Genomic DNA, 18,446 nt, shown 5'->3' on the forward strand with positions numbered 1-18,446 from the left:
CTTAGGCTCTGTCCTTGGTACCTGAGAGTTACCCCGCCAATAAGTTGCAGCAGGTTTCCCCTTGGGTGATCAAAACGCCCCATACAGGGCGAATAGATGCTCTCCAGAGTTGCGTCCCGTAAAAGTCCTTTTGCCTGAGAGATTCACCTCCCGCTTGTCGGGTGGTTTACTCCTTCGGCGTTACCGCATGCATCCAAGAGTTGGGCGTCACGGGTAATCTCTCCCTTTACATTCATCCGCGGGTGATGCACACAACAATTAACATTTACTCTCTCATTAAAACGTGAATCCACTATCGATGTCAAGAACGATATCACGAAAATTAATAAAAAACCGAATAATATTTATTAGTTTATAATTATTGTTCGTGTATATAAAAAGAGTGCGCTTACTATTCTAATATTACCCATTATATGTAGAGTGAGGGTGTTTGCGTTACAGGCTGTAATCATCAAAAATCAAATAATTTGTGAGGTATCTTGACATTTCATTCAAAAATATCTTACGCTATGTTCTGGGAAAAAGGGTTGGCCGAAGGACGCATGCACTCATTAATGAAAAGCGAGGCGGATATCGATGAGCGAATTGAAAAGTGATTTCCTGTACAGTGAAGAGCACGAGTGGGTGCAAACCGTAGGGGAGGATACTGTACGGATCGGCATTACCGAGTTCGCGCAGCATCAGCTGGGTGACATTGTGTTTGTGGAATTGCCTGACCTTGAATCGGATGTAAAAGCGGAAGAAAGTATTGGTACGATTGAATCCGTTAAGACGGTTTCAGATTTGTTTTCTCCGGTAAGTGGTTCCATTATTGCCGTGAATGAAGCACTGCAGGATGCACCTGAATTGGTTAACAGTTCGCCTTACGAAGAAGGCTGGATGATCGAGATTCGTGTTGAAGGTGATCTGACAGCAGCTTTGTCGAAACTGATGAATGCTGATGCCTATCGCAAGCATACCGAAGAGTAGAATGTGTTTGCACTAAATAACCTATAATAACCTATGATTTCTTCATAAACTGGACGTCCTCGCACGTCTTCAGAGCCTGTGTGAGCCTTGGAGCTCATTCAGGCTTTTTCGTGCTTTCCAGGACACGGCTTTGTTGACGTTGGGGGTGCCAAAACTGGATGGAATAAGCCTGAATCGCACATGCTATATTATTGAAATCAACACCGTAAATGACATAAGTCACACATGAAAAAAACCAATTATATCAAGGGTTAGAACCCTCTCATCACCATTAAAACGATTACATAAACACAATGTTGTCATCAATGATCATGACGAAAGTACGCTTTCATTTCGTTGAACCGGAGACCAATCTGGCTTAGGATAACAGCAGGGGAGAAATGATACCCCTTTCATAAATGATTACTACTTGATCCGAGGAGGATAATACAATGAGTAACTTGGACCAAACGTCCAATTCCAAAGGCGGTCTCCGGGTAGGCGTTCAGCGTTTTGGCCGCTTCCTAAGCGGTATGGTTATGCCGAACATGGGTGCGTTTATTGCATGGGGGTTAATTACGGCGCTATTTATTGAAAAGGGCTGGTTCCCTAACGCGGATCTGGCGCTGTTAGTAGATCCGATGATCAAATATTTGCTGCCACTGCTTATTGGTTACACCGGAGGTACTATGGTGCATGGCCAGCGTGGTGGTGTCGTTGGTGCCATCATGACTATAGGGGTCATCGTCGGCAGTGACATTCCGATGTTCTTAGGTGCCATGATTGCCGGACCTCTGGCCGCATGGATCATCAAAAAGTTCGATAAAGCCGTTGAGGGCAAGATCAAAGCAGGATTCGAAATGCTGGTTAACAACTTCTCAGCCGGTATTATTGGTGGAATCCTGGCGATTATTGCACTGCTCGGTATCGGACCTGCAGTAGAAGGGATCAGCACTGTATTGTCTGCTGGTGTACAGGGACTGATGAATCTGGGATTGCTTCCACTCGTCAACCTGATTATTGAACCAGGTAAGGTATTGTTCCTGAACAATGCAATCAACCACGGAATTCTAACACCGATTGCAACAGATCAAGCGAGAGAATTAGGTCAATCCGTATTATACATGCTTGAATCCAACCCGGGTCCCGGACTTGGTATCCTGCTGGCCTACTGCTTCTTCGGACGCGGAACAGCAAGATCCTCTGCACCTGGTGCGGTTATCATCCACTTCTTCGGGGGAATTCACGAAATTTATTTCCCTTACATTCTGATGAGACCGATTCTGATTCTTGCGGCAATTGCAGGTGGCGTGGCAGGTACAGCAACCTTTATGCTTACCGGAGCCGGACTGGTTTCAGCGCCCTCACCGGGTAGTATCATTGCATATTCCCTGTTAACACCAAAAGGTGGATATCTGGCAATGCTGGCAGGGGTGGCTGTAGCTGCTATCGTGTCCTTCCTGGTTGCAGCGCTGCTGCTGAAAACAGGCAAGCAAAAAGAAGAAGATCTGGAGTCTGCATCGAATCGGATGAAAGACATGAAGAGCCAAGGAAATACGGCGAATGCTGCTGTTGCGGCAGATAATCGTGAAGTGGACAGAGCCGAGGATATTGCTTCTTCAGCTGTGAAAGCGAAAACCGATGTGAAGAAAATCGTCTTCTCCTGTGACGCCGGTATGGGTTCAAGTGCCATGGGTGCTTCCATTCTTCGCAAGAAGATGAAAGCTGAAGGGATTGACGTTGCGGTAACCAACACGGCAATCAGTGATATCCCGCAGGATGCAGACGTTGTTATTACTCAGAAGACATTGACAGACCGTGCCCGCAGCGTGGCACCGAACGCAGAACATATATCCATCGACAACTTCCTAAAAAGCCCGGAATACGATACGCTCGTTGAACGCCTGAAATAACAGGTTGCGATCGTTTTCCCTGAGCCGGAGGCTTGAGATATGAGTATTACGAAAAGACAGCGTGAAATTGTGGAGTTCCTGTTAGAACATCCGCAGGAAGTAACCGCCGGCGAAATTGCAATTGCGGTCAAAGTCAGTACACGAACCGTCCATCGGGAACTGCAGATGATTGAGAAGTGGCTTGAACCCTTTGGTATGAAATTAGAAAAAAAATCAGGAACCGGGGTCCGAATTGACCCTGGTTCCGATGATTTGGCTTCACTGCGTCAGCAGCTGGAGCTGAACGAATATGTGGAGTTTACGCCCGAAGAGCGTAAACTCTTCATGCTTTGCATTTTGCTGGATGAGGCGGAGCCTGTAAAACTGCTTGCGCTCGCATCAGACATGAAAGTAACGGTCTCGACAGTGAGCAATGATCTGGATGAACTTGAGCCCCGTATTCGTCAGGCCGGCCTGAAGCTGGTTCGCAGGCGAGGGTACGGAGTGAAGATCAATGGCAGTGAGACGGCTTATCGTGCAGCCATCGCAGGAATTGCACTCGAATATCTGGATGAATCGGATCTGTTCGGAAGACAACCCGAGCAGGGGATTTCCAAGGTGAATCAGAAGCTGCTAAGCATGATTGGCCATCGGGACGTACTGACGGTTGAGAATGCGTTGTGGCAGCCGGATATTGACTGGCTCGAAAATATTCCGGAGCGACAGTATACCAAATTGCTTATCCAGTTGTCCGTTGCGCTGGTGCGCATTCGCAAAGGGTTTACCGTGGGGCGTGCTCCTTCTCCGGACAAAAAAGCAATGTACCTTTCTACTGGAGATAAAAGCGTGCCTGAATACATGGCTGCACGGCTATGCACCGTGCTGTCCGAGCAGCTGGGTATCTCTTTTGCCAAAGAAGAACAGAGCTATTTGCACAAATTATTAATTGAAACAGAGCAGCTTATTCACTCCACACGCTTACTGCCTGTTGACGATCTGGTGTTGCTGGACATGGTTCGTTCCCTGATGGATCAGATGCAGGGGAGAACAGGTTATGCATTTCAGGAGGATCGCCTTCTGCGAGAAGGACTGATCGCCCATATGCAGCCGGTGATGGAGCGGATCGGAGGCAGACAAAGCATACGAAACCCGCTGCTTCAACAGATTCGCAAGGATTACGATTCGCTGTTCGGAGATGTAAAAGACGCGGTGCATGACGCATGGCCGGATACGGACGTGCCGGATGAGGAAATTGGATTCCTGGTCATGCATTTTGGAGCTTCCATCGAACGACTGCGTGTGCTGAAGCGCGAAATTCGGGCCATTATTGTATGCACAAGTGGAATTGGTTCCTCGCGTATGCTGTCCAGCCGGTTGTCCAAGGAGATTCCGGAGATCCGAATTGTGGACAGTGCATCATGGTATGAGGCCGCTCGGATTCCGGAAGAGGACTATGACCTCATTTTATCGACAGTCGATCTGCCGATGGAACCGCATCAATATTACAAGGTGAGTCCCTTGTTAACAGCGGAAGAAAGTGAACGTCTGCGTCTCTACATTCAAAATACGACGCTGCAGCGGGTACAAGTCAAGTATGGAGAGAGTAAAGGAAGCGGAAAGACTCCTGATCGCCATGCTGATCCCGCGGGGCTTGATGCCACACTTATTGAGATTGTAAGAATCACAGGCAAGTTTCAGGTGTTTCCGCTGGATAACTGTAAGATGGGATTTTACGAAACGGCCTTTGCCATGTGCAAGGTACTGCAGGAATCCGGCGTGCTGAAGGACCCTGAAGAGATTGCCAGGCTGCTAGAAGCGCGGGAGAGGGTGGGCAGCCAGAAAATCCCGGATACATCACTGGCGCTGTTTCACACTCGCAGTGATGGCATTTATAGGCCGTCCATTAGCCTGTTTCAATTATCAGAGCCGCTGCTCGTGACGGAGGAAGACCCGGTGGGTGTCAGCCATATTCTTCTGATGGTTGGGCCGCGGGAGTTATCCCGCGAGAGCCTGGAGGTTCTGAGCGAGATCAGCGCATTATTACTGCAGGATGAGATGATTACACTCCTGGAAAAGGGAATCCGGGATGATCTTATTCATTACCTGTCCAGGGAATTGGTTGGATTTTATCGAAGTAAAACCGAAATTGGAGGTTAACAAACATGAGTATACTTACAACAGACAAAGTGGTTATGAACGCAACAGCACAGGACAAATATGAGGCTATTCGCATGGCAGGACAGATTCTGAAGGACGCAGGACATATTACTGCAGACTATATCGACAAGATGCTTGAGCGCGAGGAGATCGTTTCCACTTATGTGGGCAATGGACTTGCCATTCCACACGGAACCAAAGAATCCAAATCGTTCATTTTGTCCACAGGCATTTCCGTGATCCAGTTCCCGCAAGGGGTGGATTTTGGGGAGGAAAAAGCCTACATGGTGATCGGCATCGCTGCTCAGGGCGGTGAGCACATGGAGATTCTGACCAGCATTGCGGTCATTTGTGCCGAAGATGAGAACATGGAAGCACTTCGTTATGCGAAAACGGCGGAAGAAATCATTACCATTCTCGAAAGTGAAATGGAACTATGAGGGCCCTTCATTTCGGAGCAGGCAATATCGGACGGGGGTTCATCGGATTGATCCTGTCACGGGCAGGATATAATGTCATCTTCTCGGATGTGAACCAGGAGCTGGTTCAAGCATTGCAGGAGCGTGGACAGTACACGGTCGAACTGGCGAACGAAACGAAGGATACGGAGACGGTACAAGGGGTAAATGCCATTGATGGAACGCAGCTGGAGACAGTTGCCCAAAACGTTGCAGAGGCAGACCTCGTTACAACCGCAGTCGGCGTGGGAATCCTGAAACATATTGCGCCAGGCATTGCCAAGGGTCTTGAGGCAAGATTGAATTCAGGTTCGGTGCAGAAACCTCTTCACATTATTGCATGTGAGAATGCCATTGGAGCCAGCACACAGCTGAAAGAACATGTATACGCTCTTCTGGAAGAACCGATTAAGGCTCTTGCTGATCAGTATGTGTATTTTCCTGACTCCGCAGTAGACCGGATTGTGCCAATCCAGCATCACGAAGACAAGCTGCATGTTCAGGTTGAACCTTTTTATGAGTGGGTCGTGGATCGATCACAGATGGCACCTGCATTCCTTCCGATTGAAGGTGTACTTTATGTTGATGATCTCGAGCCTTATATCGAGCGCAAACTGTTTACCGTGAATACGGGACACTGCTGCGCTGCATATATCGGTTACGTGAACGGGTACGATACAATTCAAAAGGCGATTGCTGACGACAAGGTGAAATCCCTCGTCTATGGTGCTTTGCAGGAAACGGGTGATGTTCTTGTGAAACGGTTTGGTTTCAACCCGGAAGATCACCAGCAGTATATTAAGAAAATCCTAGAGCGGTTTGTGAATCCACATCTCACCGATGAGGTCACCCGGGTAGGGCGCTCACCGCTGCGGAAGCTGTCGCCCAACGACCGTCTGGTCCGCCCGGCGCTTCAGGCACATGAGTATGGAATGGGAACGACGAACCTGGCAAGAGGCATGGCGGCAGCCTGCAAATTTGATGTACCCGACGATCCGGAGGCAGCAGAGCTTCAGGATTTGATCAAACAAAAGGGCATCGCTGCAGCACTTAGCCATTACACAGCCATGGATGAACAGCATCCTGTGCTCAAGCAGGCTGTAGAACATTATCAACAAATGTAAAAAAACTTACTCATTGCGATTCCGCCGTTTTATGCAACCAATCGCAAAACAAGAGCCTCACAGGGGTTAACTGTGAGGCTCTTGTTTGTGTTCTGTCTGATTTTTGTACGTCTCCAGACATCGCTGACAGATGCACGATTTACGCCGCTGCTCTGCCGGAATGCGATCAAACACACCTTTGGGAAACTCGGCATGATTGCACCAGCATTCGGAGTGGGGACGGCCAACCGCATAGGAGCAGCCATTGTCCTCCCCGCACAATGGACATACAAGCACATTGACCGGGGAGGCACTTGTGTTCGTCGTCTTGGCCTGTGAATTGGAATTGAAATTTCCGCCCATGGTATGCCTACTTTCTCTATATCGTCATACCTCATAGTATAACAGGGCTGGCCCTATTCTTCAGGTGGCAATTCAATGGTCAGCCCTTCAACATGTTTGCGTCCCATTAATTTGCGCTTCTTCCGATTCTCCTTCGTCTCCAGCACAATATCCAGGTCATAGTCATCGCCTGGATACAGCTCATCTGCGGATATATGAAGCGTTAGGCGTTTCTTATGAATTTTGACTTTTCGCCCGCGCAGCATTACACCGATGTTTCCACGACTGTCTTCCACGTCGCAGACAATTCCTGATTGGTTCAGATAGGCTGCGTATACACGATCCCCTTTTCGGAAGTTTTTCGCCGGGGGAACAGACTTCGTACCTTCTGCTGGCAGGGATGGAATTCTTGCTTCAATGTTTACCGGGGAATCTGCCTTCTTCCCGGTTTTCTGTGCAGCTGCGGGGTTCTGAGGTAGCTCAAGGACAGAGTTCTCTGTAGGTATTGATTTCACTACAGGCACGAAGGAGCTTGTGCTGCCGGTAGGACTTTTCGATATGCCCTGATCCGATATGGATTTAGAACGATCAATAATGCGCTGTGGCATACCCAGCTTTAATGCGATGGAATAGGCGTAACTCTCACCCGCTTCACCGATACGCAAACGATACAGAGGCTGCAGTGTAACTGTATCGAATTCCATCCGTGCATTTTCAAATCCTTGTGCGGCAGCAGCAAAATGCTTGATTTCCCCAAAATGAGTGGTAGCCACCACGGTAGCTCCGCGGCTGTGCAGTTCCTCCAGCATGGCGATGGAAAGACCCACCCCCTCTCCCGGGTCCGTCCCGGAGGCCATCTCATCAATGAGCACAAGCGTGGATGAATCAGCCTGTTCCAGGATGCCGATCATGTTGCGGATATGTGCCGAAAAGGTGCTGAGTGCCTGCTCCAAACTCTGTCCGTCCCCAATATCGACTGCCACTTCGTGATAAACGGCCATCTCGCCGCCTTCACCCACAGGAACAAGCAAACCGGACTGCATCATCAGGGTGAGTAAACCCATTGTTTTGAGCGCCACCGTTTTGCCGCCCGTATTCGGCCCTGTAATAATGAGCGAGGAGTAATCCCTTCCTATGGCAAAATCAAGTGGAACCATGGAGGAGCCCATCAGAGGATGACGCGCCTGCTGAAGCGTAATTCGGCCCGAGGTGTTTACTTTAACTGTACGTCCGTCCATGGTTGCCGCATATTTCGCTTTGGCAAACAGGAAATCCAGTACACCTACCGTTTCGGTATTCAGTGCAATCTCGCGGTTATAGGATTCTGCCAGAGACGTTAAATCACCCAGGATTTTCATTTCTTCTCTGGACTCCTCGGCTTGCAGTAAAGCGAGTTCCATCTGCAGACCTACCAGTTCCGCTGGTTCAATATATACGGTTTGCCCACTCCCTGATTCATCCAGTACACTGCCTTTCACCAGTTTGCGGAATTCTTTCTTGATGGGTAATACCGTTCTCCCACCGCGCTGGCTGATTACGTTTTCCTGCATAATGGACCGGTGCTTGCTCACGATAGAGTCCAGCTTGCGCTTCATTCGTTCCTCGTTCACAGTCATTTTTTTTCGGATACGTGTCAGTTCCTTGCTCGCTTGATCCTGAAGACGACCGCTGTGAATGCAGCGTTCGATCTCGCTTAACAGGGATTCCATCCGCATCATGGATGAAGCATAACGACTCACTGTCGGAGCTGCTTCGGATTTGCCCTCCATGTATTTCATTAATTGTGCACAGCTTCGCAGAAACTGTGCAAGTTGAGTGAAGTCCCGTTCACTAAACAGATAACCGGTACCGAGCAGATCCATAATGGTCTCCATACCATCTAGCGAAGGGATGGGAACACTGGCGCCAAAACGAATCAGTGCAGAGGCCTCTTCTGTTTCTTCGAGGCGCATTTGGATTAGCCCCGGGTCCACCATGGGTTTCATTTCTTTCGCGTACCGTTTGCCCAGATAGGAAAGGGCGCAGGCGGCGACATTGTTTTGAATTTGAGGATAGCCCAGTGTATTCATTGTGTTTTCATTCATGCTTGATCTCTCCTTAAATGTTAAATGTAACTTCGGCTGTAGCCCACAATCTATTCCTGAAAACGCAAAAAGGGCGGAGAATGAACAAACGTCATTCTCCGCCCTGCGTGTAGGGGAAAGCAGAGTCCAAAATAGGTCTATACAAAAAAATCCACGCTGAACAAAGCGCGGAAATAGACCCGGACAAGTACAATCCCGGAGGCGATTTATGATATCCGCTGTTCTTAACTAAGTACAGGGTTATGGCGCATCAAGAAATACACGTATGCCATAAGGCACAAGCGCACATGAAAGGCCAACTCCTGAATATGAAACTTGGTTAGTTAAGAACGCTCACCGACATCAAAATCTCTCCTTTGATTGAGGAATATGCCTCCACTATAAACTGGAAATACCCCGAAAGTCAATCTTAGAATAAAATAGTGGACTTGAATAAGATTGGGTTTTAAAATATCATTAGTAAATTAATCCAATGAAAGCGATATTATACAGATGGCTTTGCATTCCATCAGGCATTCCAATATGCAGATTCTATACAAAGGAGGATGCTCTCGTTGCCTAAATATTTGCTGCGCTTGCTTTGCTTTACCATGATTCTTGGGGCCCTTCCGGTTATCGTTATTGGTTCAGTCTCCTATTCGATCGCCTCGCGTGACATTGAACAAAAAGTACGTGAGAGCAATCTGCAGATTCTGCATCAAACCCAAATGCGGGTAGAGCAAGTTTTGCGCAGCCTGCAGCTGTCATCCATCCAGTATGTAAATTCTCCCTTGGTACTGCAGGCGATGAAGAAGCCGCTGGACAGCTCCGAGTTTCAGGAAATACGTGATCTCACGTCCGGGTTCAACAACCTGCAAGCGGTTACAAATATAGATCAGGCCTATCTGGTTAATCTGGATCAGGACTGGGTAGTCTCCATGAGGTCTTTTGGAAAATTGGATGATTTCAGTATCCGGGACCGTATTGGCTCCTATCTCACCTATGCGAACAGTCTGTTCTGGGTGACCCAGAATAAAAATTCATCCACAGAAAGCGTACCGGCTTCAGCAGGGATATCCGAAGGTTCACAGGAACAGATGCCCACGCTCATTTCATCGGATGACGTCGTCAGTATGGTATTCAAAATTCCAATGGTGCCGACGAATGTTAGTCCAAAGGGGTTTCTCGTGATTGATATTGCAGATGCCGAGATTAGCACTTTTCTGAGCCAAAATCCAAACACTGGAGATATGTATGTACTGGACCGGGATCAGAATTTTTTTCTAAACGATACGGGACAAGAAGAGAAATATGCTGCCCTGAATGAGGAGATTCAGGCGAAGGTGGAAACGAGCAATCAGACAGAAGGCTTCTTTAACGCTGAAGTGGAAGGAAACCAGGTGGCTGTCAGCTACAGAAAATCATCACTCAACGGGTGGCTGTATGTATCGGTGGTATCTGTTGGACAGATCACCGCCCAGTCGCAGAAAATTGCACTTGTTACCGGAGTGGCTACACTGGTCATGTTATGCGTGACCGGATTGTTCGCGATCTATGGCAGCCGCCGGATGTATTCTCCGATTTCGAGACTGCTGCAGTTCACGAAGGGGCTGGATTCTCCTGTCATGCAGACGGGCCGCCGTCAGGATGAATTTATTTATATTGAGGAGCGTTTATCTACGCTGTTCAGCTCGGAAAAAACGCTGCGGGAACAGATGAAGGGACAGCATGTTCATCTGGAGGAATTTTTCATGACCAAACTGCTGACCGGCAAAATCTCGGAAGAGGATTTCAGGTACCAGGGCGAACGTTATGATTTCCCGGCAGACTGGTCGAGCCTGGGTGTGCTTACGCTTCAGATTGATACGCTCGAAGGAACAAGGTACGAAGAACAGGACAGGGACCTGCTGCTGTTTGCCGTCAACAATATGGTTGGAGAGCTTCTGCCTGCGGAGCTGCGCTTCACCCCGGTTATGATCGATGATGCTCAAGTGACGGTGCTGGCATCCGGACTGAATGATGAATTGCAGCTCAAGGAGTGGATGCACACCCAGGCGGAATGGATTAGGGAACGCGTAGTCACCTATCTCAACCTGCCTGTAAGTATTGGTATAAGCCGCTCCTATTTTGCCATCGGAGACACACCAAGAGCGTACCAGGAGAGCCGGGAAGCGCTGCAGGGCAGGGTAAGTCTGGGAAGCCGTATTATTTTGCATTATGAAGATATCCAGCCGCGCGGTCAGACAGAGGCAGCCTTATATACACAGCTCAGAATGATTGAGGATCAGCTTGCCTCGGCCTTGAAACAAGGAGATGAGGAGAAAACCGATGCGTATTTTACCCAGTATCTGGGGCTGCTCGCCGATAAGAAACTGCATTTTAGTGAATATCCCGTAATTATGGTTCAGCTTCTGTCCCGTGTGTACCAGCTCGTGCAGGAACAGGGAGGAGATGTGGCCGAAGTGCTTGGTGAGAAGGCATCCATGGCTCATTTGCTGAAGCTGTCCACCCTTGATGAGATGACAAACTGGTTCCGTAAACGGTTATTTGTGCCCGTCATTCGTTTCTGGCGGGAGCAGGAAGAGTCCCAGTACATGAATATTGCCCGGCGAATGATCCGGTTGATCGAGGAACGCTATGACCGTGAACTGTCCTTGGAAGCTTGTGCAGAAGAACTGAATTTTCATCCTGTCTATTTAAGCCGGGTGTTCAAGAAAGAAGCCGGAGTGAATTTTACCGAATACCTAGCAGAATATCGAATGGAAAAAGCCAAGACCTGGCTGCAGACAACCAACCTCAAGATATCGGAAATTGCCGAGAAACTAAATTACACCAACCCCACTGCGTTTATCCGAACGTTTCGCAAAATTACGGGAACAACTCCCGGCAAGTACCGGGAACAGCAGCGGTAAAACAAGCCTGCTCTGCCTGCCATGGCGGGCAGGCTTTTTCATGTTTGTACACCCTGCCAGTTACGCTTCCTACTCCTGGGTTAAGACAGGAGTATTGAGGTTAAAACAAGTGCATCCACGCTTGAAATTCCAACAGGAGAATTGTCTCAAACCCTTGCAGGGCAAGGAAATACAAGAAGCTAAAACCGGACGATAGCCAGTGATCCGTTTATCCTCCACAATGAAGGCATGAATTCAGAAATTGAACTTTTGTAATCGTTTCCAATGTGGGGAGGAAAACACTATGAAAGCCGAAACGACGGCTCGGACACGGCCCGCTACCCGCAGTGACAAAAACCTGCTGTGGAGGGACGTTATCAAAAACCGGTGGCTCTATATCATGTTGATACCGGGAGTGCTTTACTTTGTTATTTTCAAATATATACCCATGTATGGCATTACGATGGCTTTTCAGGATTACACACCGTACAAAGGCATTTTGGGAAGTGACTGGGTAGGACTCAAGCATTTTCAGCGTTTTTTCGGGGAACCGCAGTTTTGGACCTTGTTCCGGAATACGTTTTTGCTGGCGATCTATAATCTGGTCTTCTTCTTCCCGCTGCCCATCGTGCTGGCATTGATGCTGAATGAAGTGCGCCGTGAGCGATTCAAGCGTTTTGTACAGACGCTGGTCTATGTTCCGCACTTTGTATCGTGGGTTGTGGTCGTTGGGGTGTTCTACATGCTGTTTACCACCGAGGGTGGCGCCATCAATGAATTGCTGTACAGTCTGACGGGGCAAAAGATTGCGTTCTTGCTGGAGCCAGGCTGGTTCCGTTCCATGATTGTAGGACAATCCATCTGGAAAGAGGTCGGCTGGGGCACGATCATTTTCCTCGCGGCACTTTCCGGTGTAGACACGCAGCTCTATGAAGCTGCACGGATTGATGGAGCCAATCGCTGGCGCCAGACATGGCATATTACGCTGCCTGCCATCCGCAGTACGATCGTTATTTTGCTCATTCTTCGTCTGGGCAACTTCCTGGATACAGGATTTGAACAGATCTTCCTCATGCTGACGCCGACCAACCGGGATGTAGGTGAGGTATTTGATACCTATGTATATACCAAAGGTCTGACGCAGGCACAGTACAGCTACAGTGCTGCTGTCGGTTTGTTCAAGTCGGTTGTTGGGCTGGCGCTTGTACTGGGTGCCAACAAACTGGCCAAAAAATTCGGGGAGGAAGGCGTCTACTGATATAAGAAAGCAGGCGTCTTCACCAGACAGGAGTGAACATTAAGATGCAACAGGATAAAACGTGGGGCAACCGAATCTTCGATATCGTCAATCATGGTCTGCTGCTGTTGATTGGAATCGTGACCGTTATTCCGTTTATCTACATTCTGGCTGTCTCGTTTACCAGCCCGCATGAAGTGGCGAAGGGAGGATTCATCCTTTTTCCAAAAGAATTTTCCCTGGCGGCCTATCGCTACATTTTCTCAACAGATACACTGATTCGAAGTCTCGGGGTCTCGATCTACATTACCGTGGTTGGTACATTGATTAACCTGCTGTTCACGTCGCTGATGGCGTATCCGCTATCCAGAAGATACTTGCGTGGACGGCAGCCGATTCTGCTCGGCGTATTGTTCACCATGCTGTTCAGCGGAGGCATGATTCCAACCTATTTCGTGGTCAAATCGCTGCATCTGACTGATACGTTATGGTCTCTGATGCTGCCCACCGCCATCAGTGCGTTCAACCTGATTGTACTCAAGAACTTTTTTCAAGCTATTCCGGATGAACTGGAGGATGCCGCCAAAATTGACGGCTGTAACGATGTCGGCGTTCTGTTCCGTATTGTATTGCCTTTGTCGATGCCGGCGATGGCTACATTCTCCCTGTTCTATGCAGTCGCTCACTGGAACAGCTTCTTCAATGCCGTCATCTACATCAATGACAGTGAGAAGTGGCCGGTTCAAGTGTGGCTTCGTGAGATTGTCATTCTGGCACAGAGCCGGATTGGGGACACGAGTATTGAAGAGACGGAGATTCAGCCGCTGACCATTCGTATGGCTGTTATTGTGTTCTCAACAATTCCAATCATGCTTGTATACCCATTCCTGCAAAAGCACTTTGCCAAAGGAGTGATGCTGGGGTCAGTAAAAGGTTGAGGTTGGCGCTTGAGTTGAAAGACGCAGGATGCAACAATGCTTGATCAGCAATGTATAAAAGGGGAGGTTTTCCTTTGATGAGAGGAACAAAAAAGAAAACTCTGGCTGTCCTGAGCACACTGGCTCTGGTGACGGGGCTGCTGGCTGGATGCGGATCAGACGAGGGTCAGGCTGCCGAGGGCGGCATACAGAACATATCCATTGCGATTGCACAGGTGGGTGATGTGCCGAGCAAGGGCAATGAGGTTCAGCAAAAGATCGAAGCCTTTACCAACACCAAGCTGGATATCCAGTGGATTCCCGCTTCGGCGTACAATGACAAAATTAACGTCATGATCGCTTCCAGCGATATGCCGAAGATCGTTAAAGTACAGTACAACCCGACAGTTACAAGTGCAATGCGCAACGATGTGTTTTGGGAGATTGGTCCCCTGCTCAAGGATTACAAAAATTTGTCCGCCCAGAACGAGCGCTTCTTCAACAATATCAAGGTAGATGGAAAAATCTATGGTGTACCGGTGTTCTCCGATATTGCCCGGGCGACGGTTATTTACCGTAAAGACTGGTTCGATAAGCTGAATCTCAAGGTACCAACCACACCGGATGAATGGTATGAAACGATCAAAACCCTGGCGACTTCCGATCCGGATGGAGATGGGCAGGATAATACGTTCGGTCTGATGCTGTTCAAAAAATATAACGAAGATCAATATTCCTTCACGACACGTCTTGGTGTGAGTTTTGGTGCACCGAACAAGTGGAAGGTTGAGGATGACGGCAGTTTCACTCCGGAATTTATGACACCGGAATACATGCAGGTGCTGGACCTGCTGAAACGGTTGTATGACGAGAAGCTGCTGAATCAGGACTTTGCTGTGTTTGACTCCACCGAAGCGGAGAAAAAGTACGACTCCGGCGTTGTCGGCATGCGTGTCGGCGTGGCGCAGAACGGTAAGAGCCAGCAGGAGCGTCTCTCCAAGAATGACCCGGATGGGGTTGTGGACATTGCAGGTTTGCTTGGACCGAACGGCGATCGTGTTGCAGGCCAGACAGGCAACTCCGGAATATTGGCCTTCCCTAAAGCGACAGTGAAATCCGAAGAGGAGCTGAAAAGTCTGCTGAGCTTTCTGGATAAGTTGATGGAACCGGAGATGGCAACATTGCTCATGCGCGGAATAGAAGACAAACATTACACCAAAGTGGGCGAAGATGAAGTGGAAATGAGCGACTTCGATGCTTTCCAGCGTGAGGTGAAGCCATATCGCGACAATCTGCCCTATGTTGAAGGTTACAATGTGCCGAAATTGAAGGATACCGAACTGGGGGTAAAAGGAACCGAGCTTGCCAAAGAGCTGGCCGAACATGCCGTTCCGAACCCTGCGCTCACGTTATACTCACCAACCTATGGTGATCGCGGGGCTGATCTCGATCAGATGATTGCCGATGCGCAAACGAAATATATCATGGGTAAGATTGATGAAAATGGCTGGAAACAGGAGATTGAGAACTGGGCCAATGCAGGTGGAACCAAGATTCGTGAGGAATATGCCGAAGACTATAAAAAACAGGCTCAATAAGTGAGCGACGCGGAGGGTATCGATGAAGGAAACATTGCAGTTCACACCGGTACGAATGGCCGATCAGTTCATGGAAAGTTACCGCAATCATCAGCTGTATCCCACTTGGCATTATGAGAACGGCTGCCTGCTGAAGGCGCTGGAAGAACTGTATCATCGTACAGGGGAAACCAAGTATTACGATTACCTTCGGGAGCTGATGGATCACTTCATTCAGGAAGATGGCACGATTCGCACATACAACGTGGAAGAGTACAATTTGGACCAGATTAATCAGGGAAAATCCTTGTTCTTCCTGATGGAGAAGACAGGTGAAGCGAAATACCGCAAGGCCGCAGAGCTGCTTATGGTTCAGCTCAAGGGACAGCCACGCACGAGCGAAGGCGGTTTCTGGCACAAGAAGATTTATCCTTTTCAAATGTGGCTGGATGGATTGTATATGGCGACTCCGTTTCTCACGCAATATGGGGCAGTAACAGGCGAAGAGAAGTGGTTTGAACGAGCGGCTCTGCAGCTGCTGCTGGTGGAGAAGCATACACGTGAACCGCGCAGCGGCTTGCTGTACCATGCCTGGGATGAGAGCAAGGAGCAGCGCTGGAGCTCGGGCGAAACCGGCTGTTCTCCCCATGTCTGGAGCCGGGCCATGGGTTGGTACGTGATGGCCGTGGTGGATACACTGGATCATCTGCCGAAAGATCATGAACAGCGCGGACAGATTGTCGGCATATTCGAGCGCGTGGCCAACGCACTTGTACATGTACAGGATCAACAGACAGGGCTGTGGCCCCATCTGCTGGATCAGCCGGGTCGTGAGCGGAATTATCTGGAAGCGTCGGGTACATCCATGTTTGTATATGCGCTGGCCAAGGGTGTACGCAAAGGTTATCTGAGCGGCAAGTTCAAGGAGGTCGCGGAAAAAGGATACCAGGGTCTGCTGCAGCACTTGCTGCAAACGGACCGTGAAGGTGTACTGTCCTTGACCCAGTGCAATGGCGGTGCAGGTCTCGGGGGAAGTCCGTATCGTGACGGATCGTACGAATATTATGTAACCGAGTCCATCCGAATCAATGATCCGAAATCGGTTGCCCCGTTTATTCTGGCAGGTGTGGAGATGGAACTGGCTTAACGCGGGTTCCTTTCTTCAGATAGATATATGGTAGCGCATTCATTTGATTGGCCTAATGCTGAAAATAACGATAATGCAAAAGGAGAGATGGTTCATGAGTCCAAAAGGTCGGGTGTCCCGTATAAGCGGATTCGTTGTCATTGGTGCAATGTCCGCTGGACTGCTTGCAGGTTGTGGAGGAGAAAAAGCTCCAGCCGCCGGGGAAGGCAAGTTTCCCATTTCCATCTCTTTGATGCAGGTAGGCGATGTGCCCGCCAAGGAAAATGGGGTGGAGCAAAAAATTGAGGAGTATACGAATACGGATGTCAATGTTCAGTGGATCCCGCAGTCGGCTTTTGATGATAAGGTGAACGTCATGGTTGCTTCGGGAGAGATGCCTACGATCATGCGCGTGAATTACGTACCGACCACATTTAATGCAGCCAAAACAGGACTGTTTTGGGAACTGGGACCCTACCTGAAGGATTATAAAAACCTGTCGGCCCAATCCGAGGCGTATTTTAACAATATCAAGATCGAAGGCAAAATCTACGGCATTCCCAATTTCCGCGATATCGGACGAACGGCCATCGTGTACCGCAAGGATTGGTTCGACAAGTTGAAGCTGGAAGTGCCCAAGACGCTGGATGACTGGTATGAAGTGATGCGTTCCATGCGCAAGGATGATCCGGACGGGAATGGTAAGGAAGATACGTATGGTGCGCTGCTCTTCAAGAAGTATAACGAAGGCGTATCTTCTCCGCTGACCCGGATAGCCGTGAGTATTGGGGGTGTGAACAAGTGGGGTGTAGATGATGCGGGCAAATTAACGCCGGAATTCCTGACCACTGAATATGTGGACACCATGAAGCTGTTCAAGCGACTGTTCAGCGAAGGGCTGATCAACAGTGATTTCCCTGCTCTCGATCCTTCGGATGCGGACAAAAAAATGGACTCTGGCCTGATTGGCATGAAGCTGAACGGCGTGGCACAGAACGGCAAGTCATCCCAGCAGCGGCTTACGCCTAACGCTCCGGATGGAGTAATCGATGTTGCTCCGTTCCAGGGAACGGAGGGTATACGCATCGCCGGGGAGCCGGGGAACTATGGCATGCTGGTGATCCCGAAGGCAGCGGTGCAGGATGAAGAGCAATTGAAAAAAGTGCTCACATTCCTTGATCAGCTGATGGATGAGGAACTGAGTACACTGCAGCTGCGAGGGCTGCTCGATGTGCACTACACCAAGACGGCTGACGGTAAAACCGAACTGAAGGACTTTGACGCTTATCAGCGCGAGGTGAAGCCGTATCGCGACAATTTGTTAAGTGTTGAAGGGTACAACGTTGCTGAATTAATTGATGTTCCGATTGGCATGAAGGGCACCAAGATGGCCCGCGAGAATGAACAGTATGCCATTTCTAATCCTGCACTGACACTGTCATCGGCCATCTACACCGAGCGGGGTCAGGAGCTGGATCAGATGATCTGGGATGCACAGACCAAGTACATTATGGGCAAGATTGACGACGCAGGCTGGGAGCGGGAAGTAGCTAACTGGCGAAAAGCCGGAGGAGATCAGCTGATCTCTGAGCTGGAGGCATCCTACGCCGAACTGAACGGGAAATAACGAAAGATAGGGTGAATACGTGTGCCCCAATAGAAGCTGTGTTTTATGTCAACGGACGTGAAGCATCGCTTCTTTTTCTTTTGCATGATTATGGTAGGGCAGCTGAAA

13 protein-coding genes and 2 riboswitches are annotated in these 18,446 nt (G+C 49.1%); of the genes, 11 read left to right on the forward strand and 2 right to left on the reverse strand.

Translation table 11 applies throughout. The annotated features are described in order from the left end of the window. Positions 1-6: 6 nt before the first annotated feature. Positions 7-109, reverse strand: a riboswitch (glycine riboswitch). Positions 110-112: 3 nt separating this feature from the next. After that, a riboswitch (glycine riboswitch) is annotated at positions 113-236 on the reverse strand. A 340-nt stretch (positions 237-576) separates the two neighbouring features. The 5 genes from gcvH to ABGV42_RS22425 all read left to right on the forward strand — a co-directional run bounded on the left by gcvH (position 577) and on the right by ABGV42_RS22425 (position 6,579). Then, positions 577-969, forward strand: a complete 393-nt coding sequence (gcvH, locus tag ABGV42_RS22405; RefSeq protein WP_347383739.1) for a glycine cleavage system protein GcvH — start codon at positions 577-579, stop codon at positions 967-969. A gap of 431 nt (positions 970-1,400) precedes the next feature. Next, on the forward strand, positions 1,401-2,861 hold the full coding sequence (locus ABGV42_RS22410) for a PTS mannitol transporter subunit IICB (protein ID WP_347383740.1): 1,461 nt from the start codon (positions 1,401-1,403) through the stop codon (positions 2,859-2,861). Positions 2,862-2,900: 39 nt separating this feature from the next. Further along, the gene (locus ABGV42_RS22415; RefSeq protein WP_347383741.1) at positions 2,901-4,997 is read left to right on the forward strand and encodes a BglG family transcription antiterminator; all 2,097 of its coding nucleotides are present in this window, start codon (positions 2,901-2,903) and stop codon (positions 4,995-4,997) included. Between the two features lie 5 nt (positions 4,998-5,002). After that, positions 5,003-5,437 (forward strand): PTS sugar transporter subunit IIA, encoded by a 435-nt coding sequence (locus ABGV42_RS22420; RefSeq protein WP_175397218.1) that lies wholly within the window; start codon positions 5,003-5,005, stop codon positions 5,435-5,437. Then, positions 5,434-6,579: a mannitol-1-phosphate 5-dehydrogenase gene (locus ABGV42_RS22425; RefSeq protein ID WP_347383742.1), complete on the forward strand. Its 1,146-nt coding sequence runs from the start codon at positions 5,434-5,436 to the stop codon at positions 6,577-6,579. Before ABGV42_RS22420 ends, ABGV42_RS22425 begins: the two co-directional genes overlap by 4 nt. Positions 6,580-6,645: 66 nt before the next feature. Here ABGV42_RS22425 and ABGV42_RS22430 read toward each other — a convergent pair whose 3' ends face one another. After that, on the reverse strand, positions 6,646-6,921 hold the full coding sequence (locus ABGV42_RS22430; protein WP_347383743.1) for a cysteine-rich CWC family protein: 276 nt from the start codon (positions 6,919-6,921) through the stop codon (positions 6,646-6,648). A gap of 53 nt (positions 6,922-6,974) precedes the next feature. Then, positions 6,975-8,984, reverse strand: coding sequence for an endonuclease MutS2 (locus ABGV42_RS22435; RefSeq protein ID WP_347383744.1), 2,010 nt, complete (start codon positions 8,982-8,984; stop codon positions 6,975-6,977). 554 nt (positions 8,985-9,538) lie between these two features. Here ABGV42_RS22435 and ABGV42_RS22440 point away from each other — a divergent pair. The 6 genes from ABGV42_RS22440 to ABGV42_RS22465 all read left to right on the forward strand — a co-directional run bounded on the left by ABGV42_RS22440 (position 9,539) and on the right by ABGV42_RS22465 (position 18,338). After that, a complete protein-coding gene (locus tag ABGV42_RS22440) occupies positions 9,539-11,875 on the forward strand; it encodes a helix-turn-helix domain-containing protein (RefSeq protein WP_347383745.1) in 2,337 nt (778 codons plus the stop codon). Positions 11,876-12,158: 283 nt separating this feature from the next. Further along, a complete protein-coding gene (locus ABGV42_RS22445; RefSeq protein ID WP_347383746.1) occupies positions 12,159-13,112 on the forward strand; it encodes an ABC transporter permease in 954 nt (317 codons plus the stop codon). A gap of 44 nt (positions 13,113-13,156) precedes the next feature. Further along, positions 13,157-14,029, forward strand: coding sequence for a carbohydrate ABC transporter permease (locus ABGV42_RS22450; RefSeq protein WP_095289558.1), 873 nt, complete (start codon positions 13,157-13,159; stop codon positions 14,027-14,029). A gap of 77 nt (positions 14,030-14,106) precedes the next feature. Then, complete coding sequence (locus ABGV42_RS22455) at positions 14,107-15,606, forward strand: extracellular solute-binding protein (RefSeq protein WP_347383747.1); 1,500 nt, start codon at positions 14,107-14,109, stop codon at positions 15,604-15,606. Positions 15,607-15,628: 22 nt separating this feature from the next. After that, the gene (locus ABGV42_RS22460) at positions 15,629-16,732 is read left to right on the forward strand and encodes a glycoside hydrolase family 88/105 protein (protein WP_347383748.1); all 1,104 of its coding nucleotides are present in this window, start codon (positions 15,629-15,631) and stop codon (positions 16,730-16,732) included. A 94-nt stretch (positions 16,733-16,826) separates the two neighbouring features. Continuing rightward, complete coding sequence (locus ABGV42_RS22465) at positions 16,827-18,338, forward strand: extracellular solute-binding protein (protein ID WP_347383749.1); 1,512 nt, start codon at positions 16,827-16,829, stop codon at positions 18,336-18,338. Positions 18,339-18,446: the final 108 nt, after the last annotated feature.

The organism is Paenibacillus pabuli, assembly GCF_039831995.1.
GTDB lineage: Bacteria > Bacillota > Bacilli > Paenibacillales > Paenibacillaceae > Paenibacillus > Paenibacillus pabuli_C.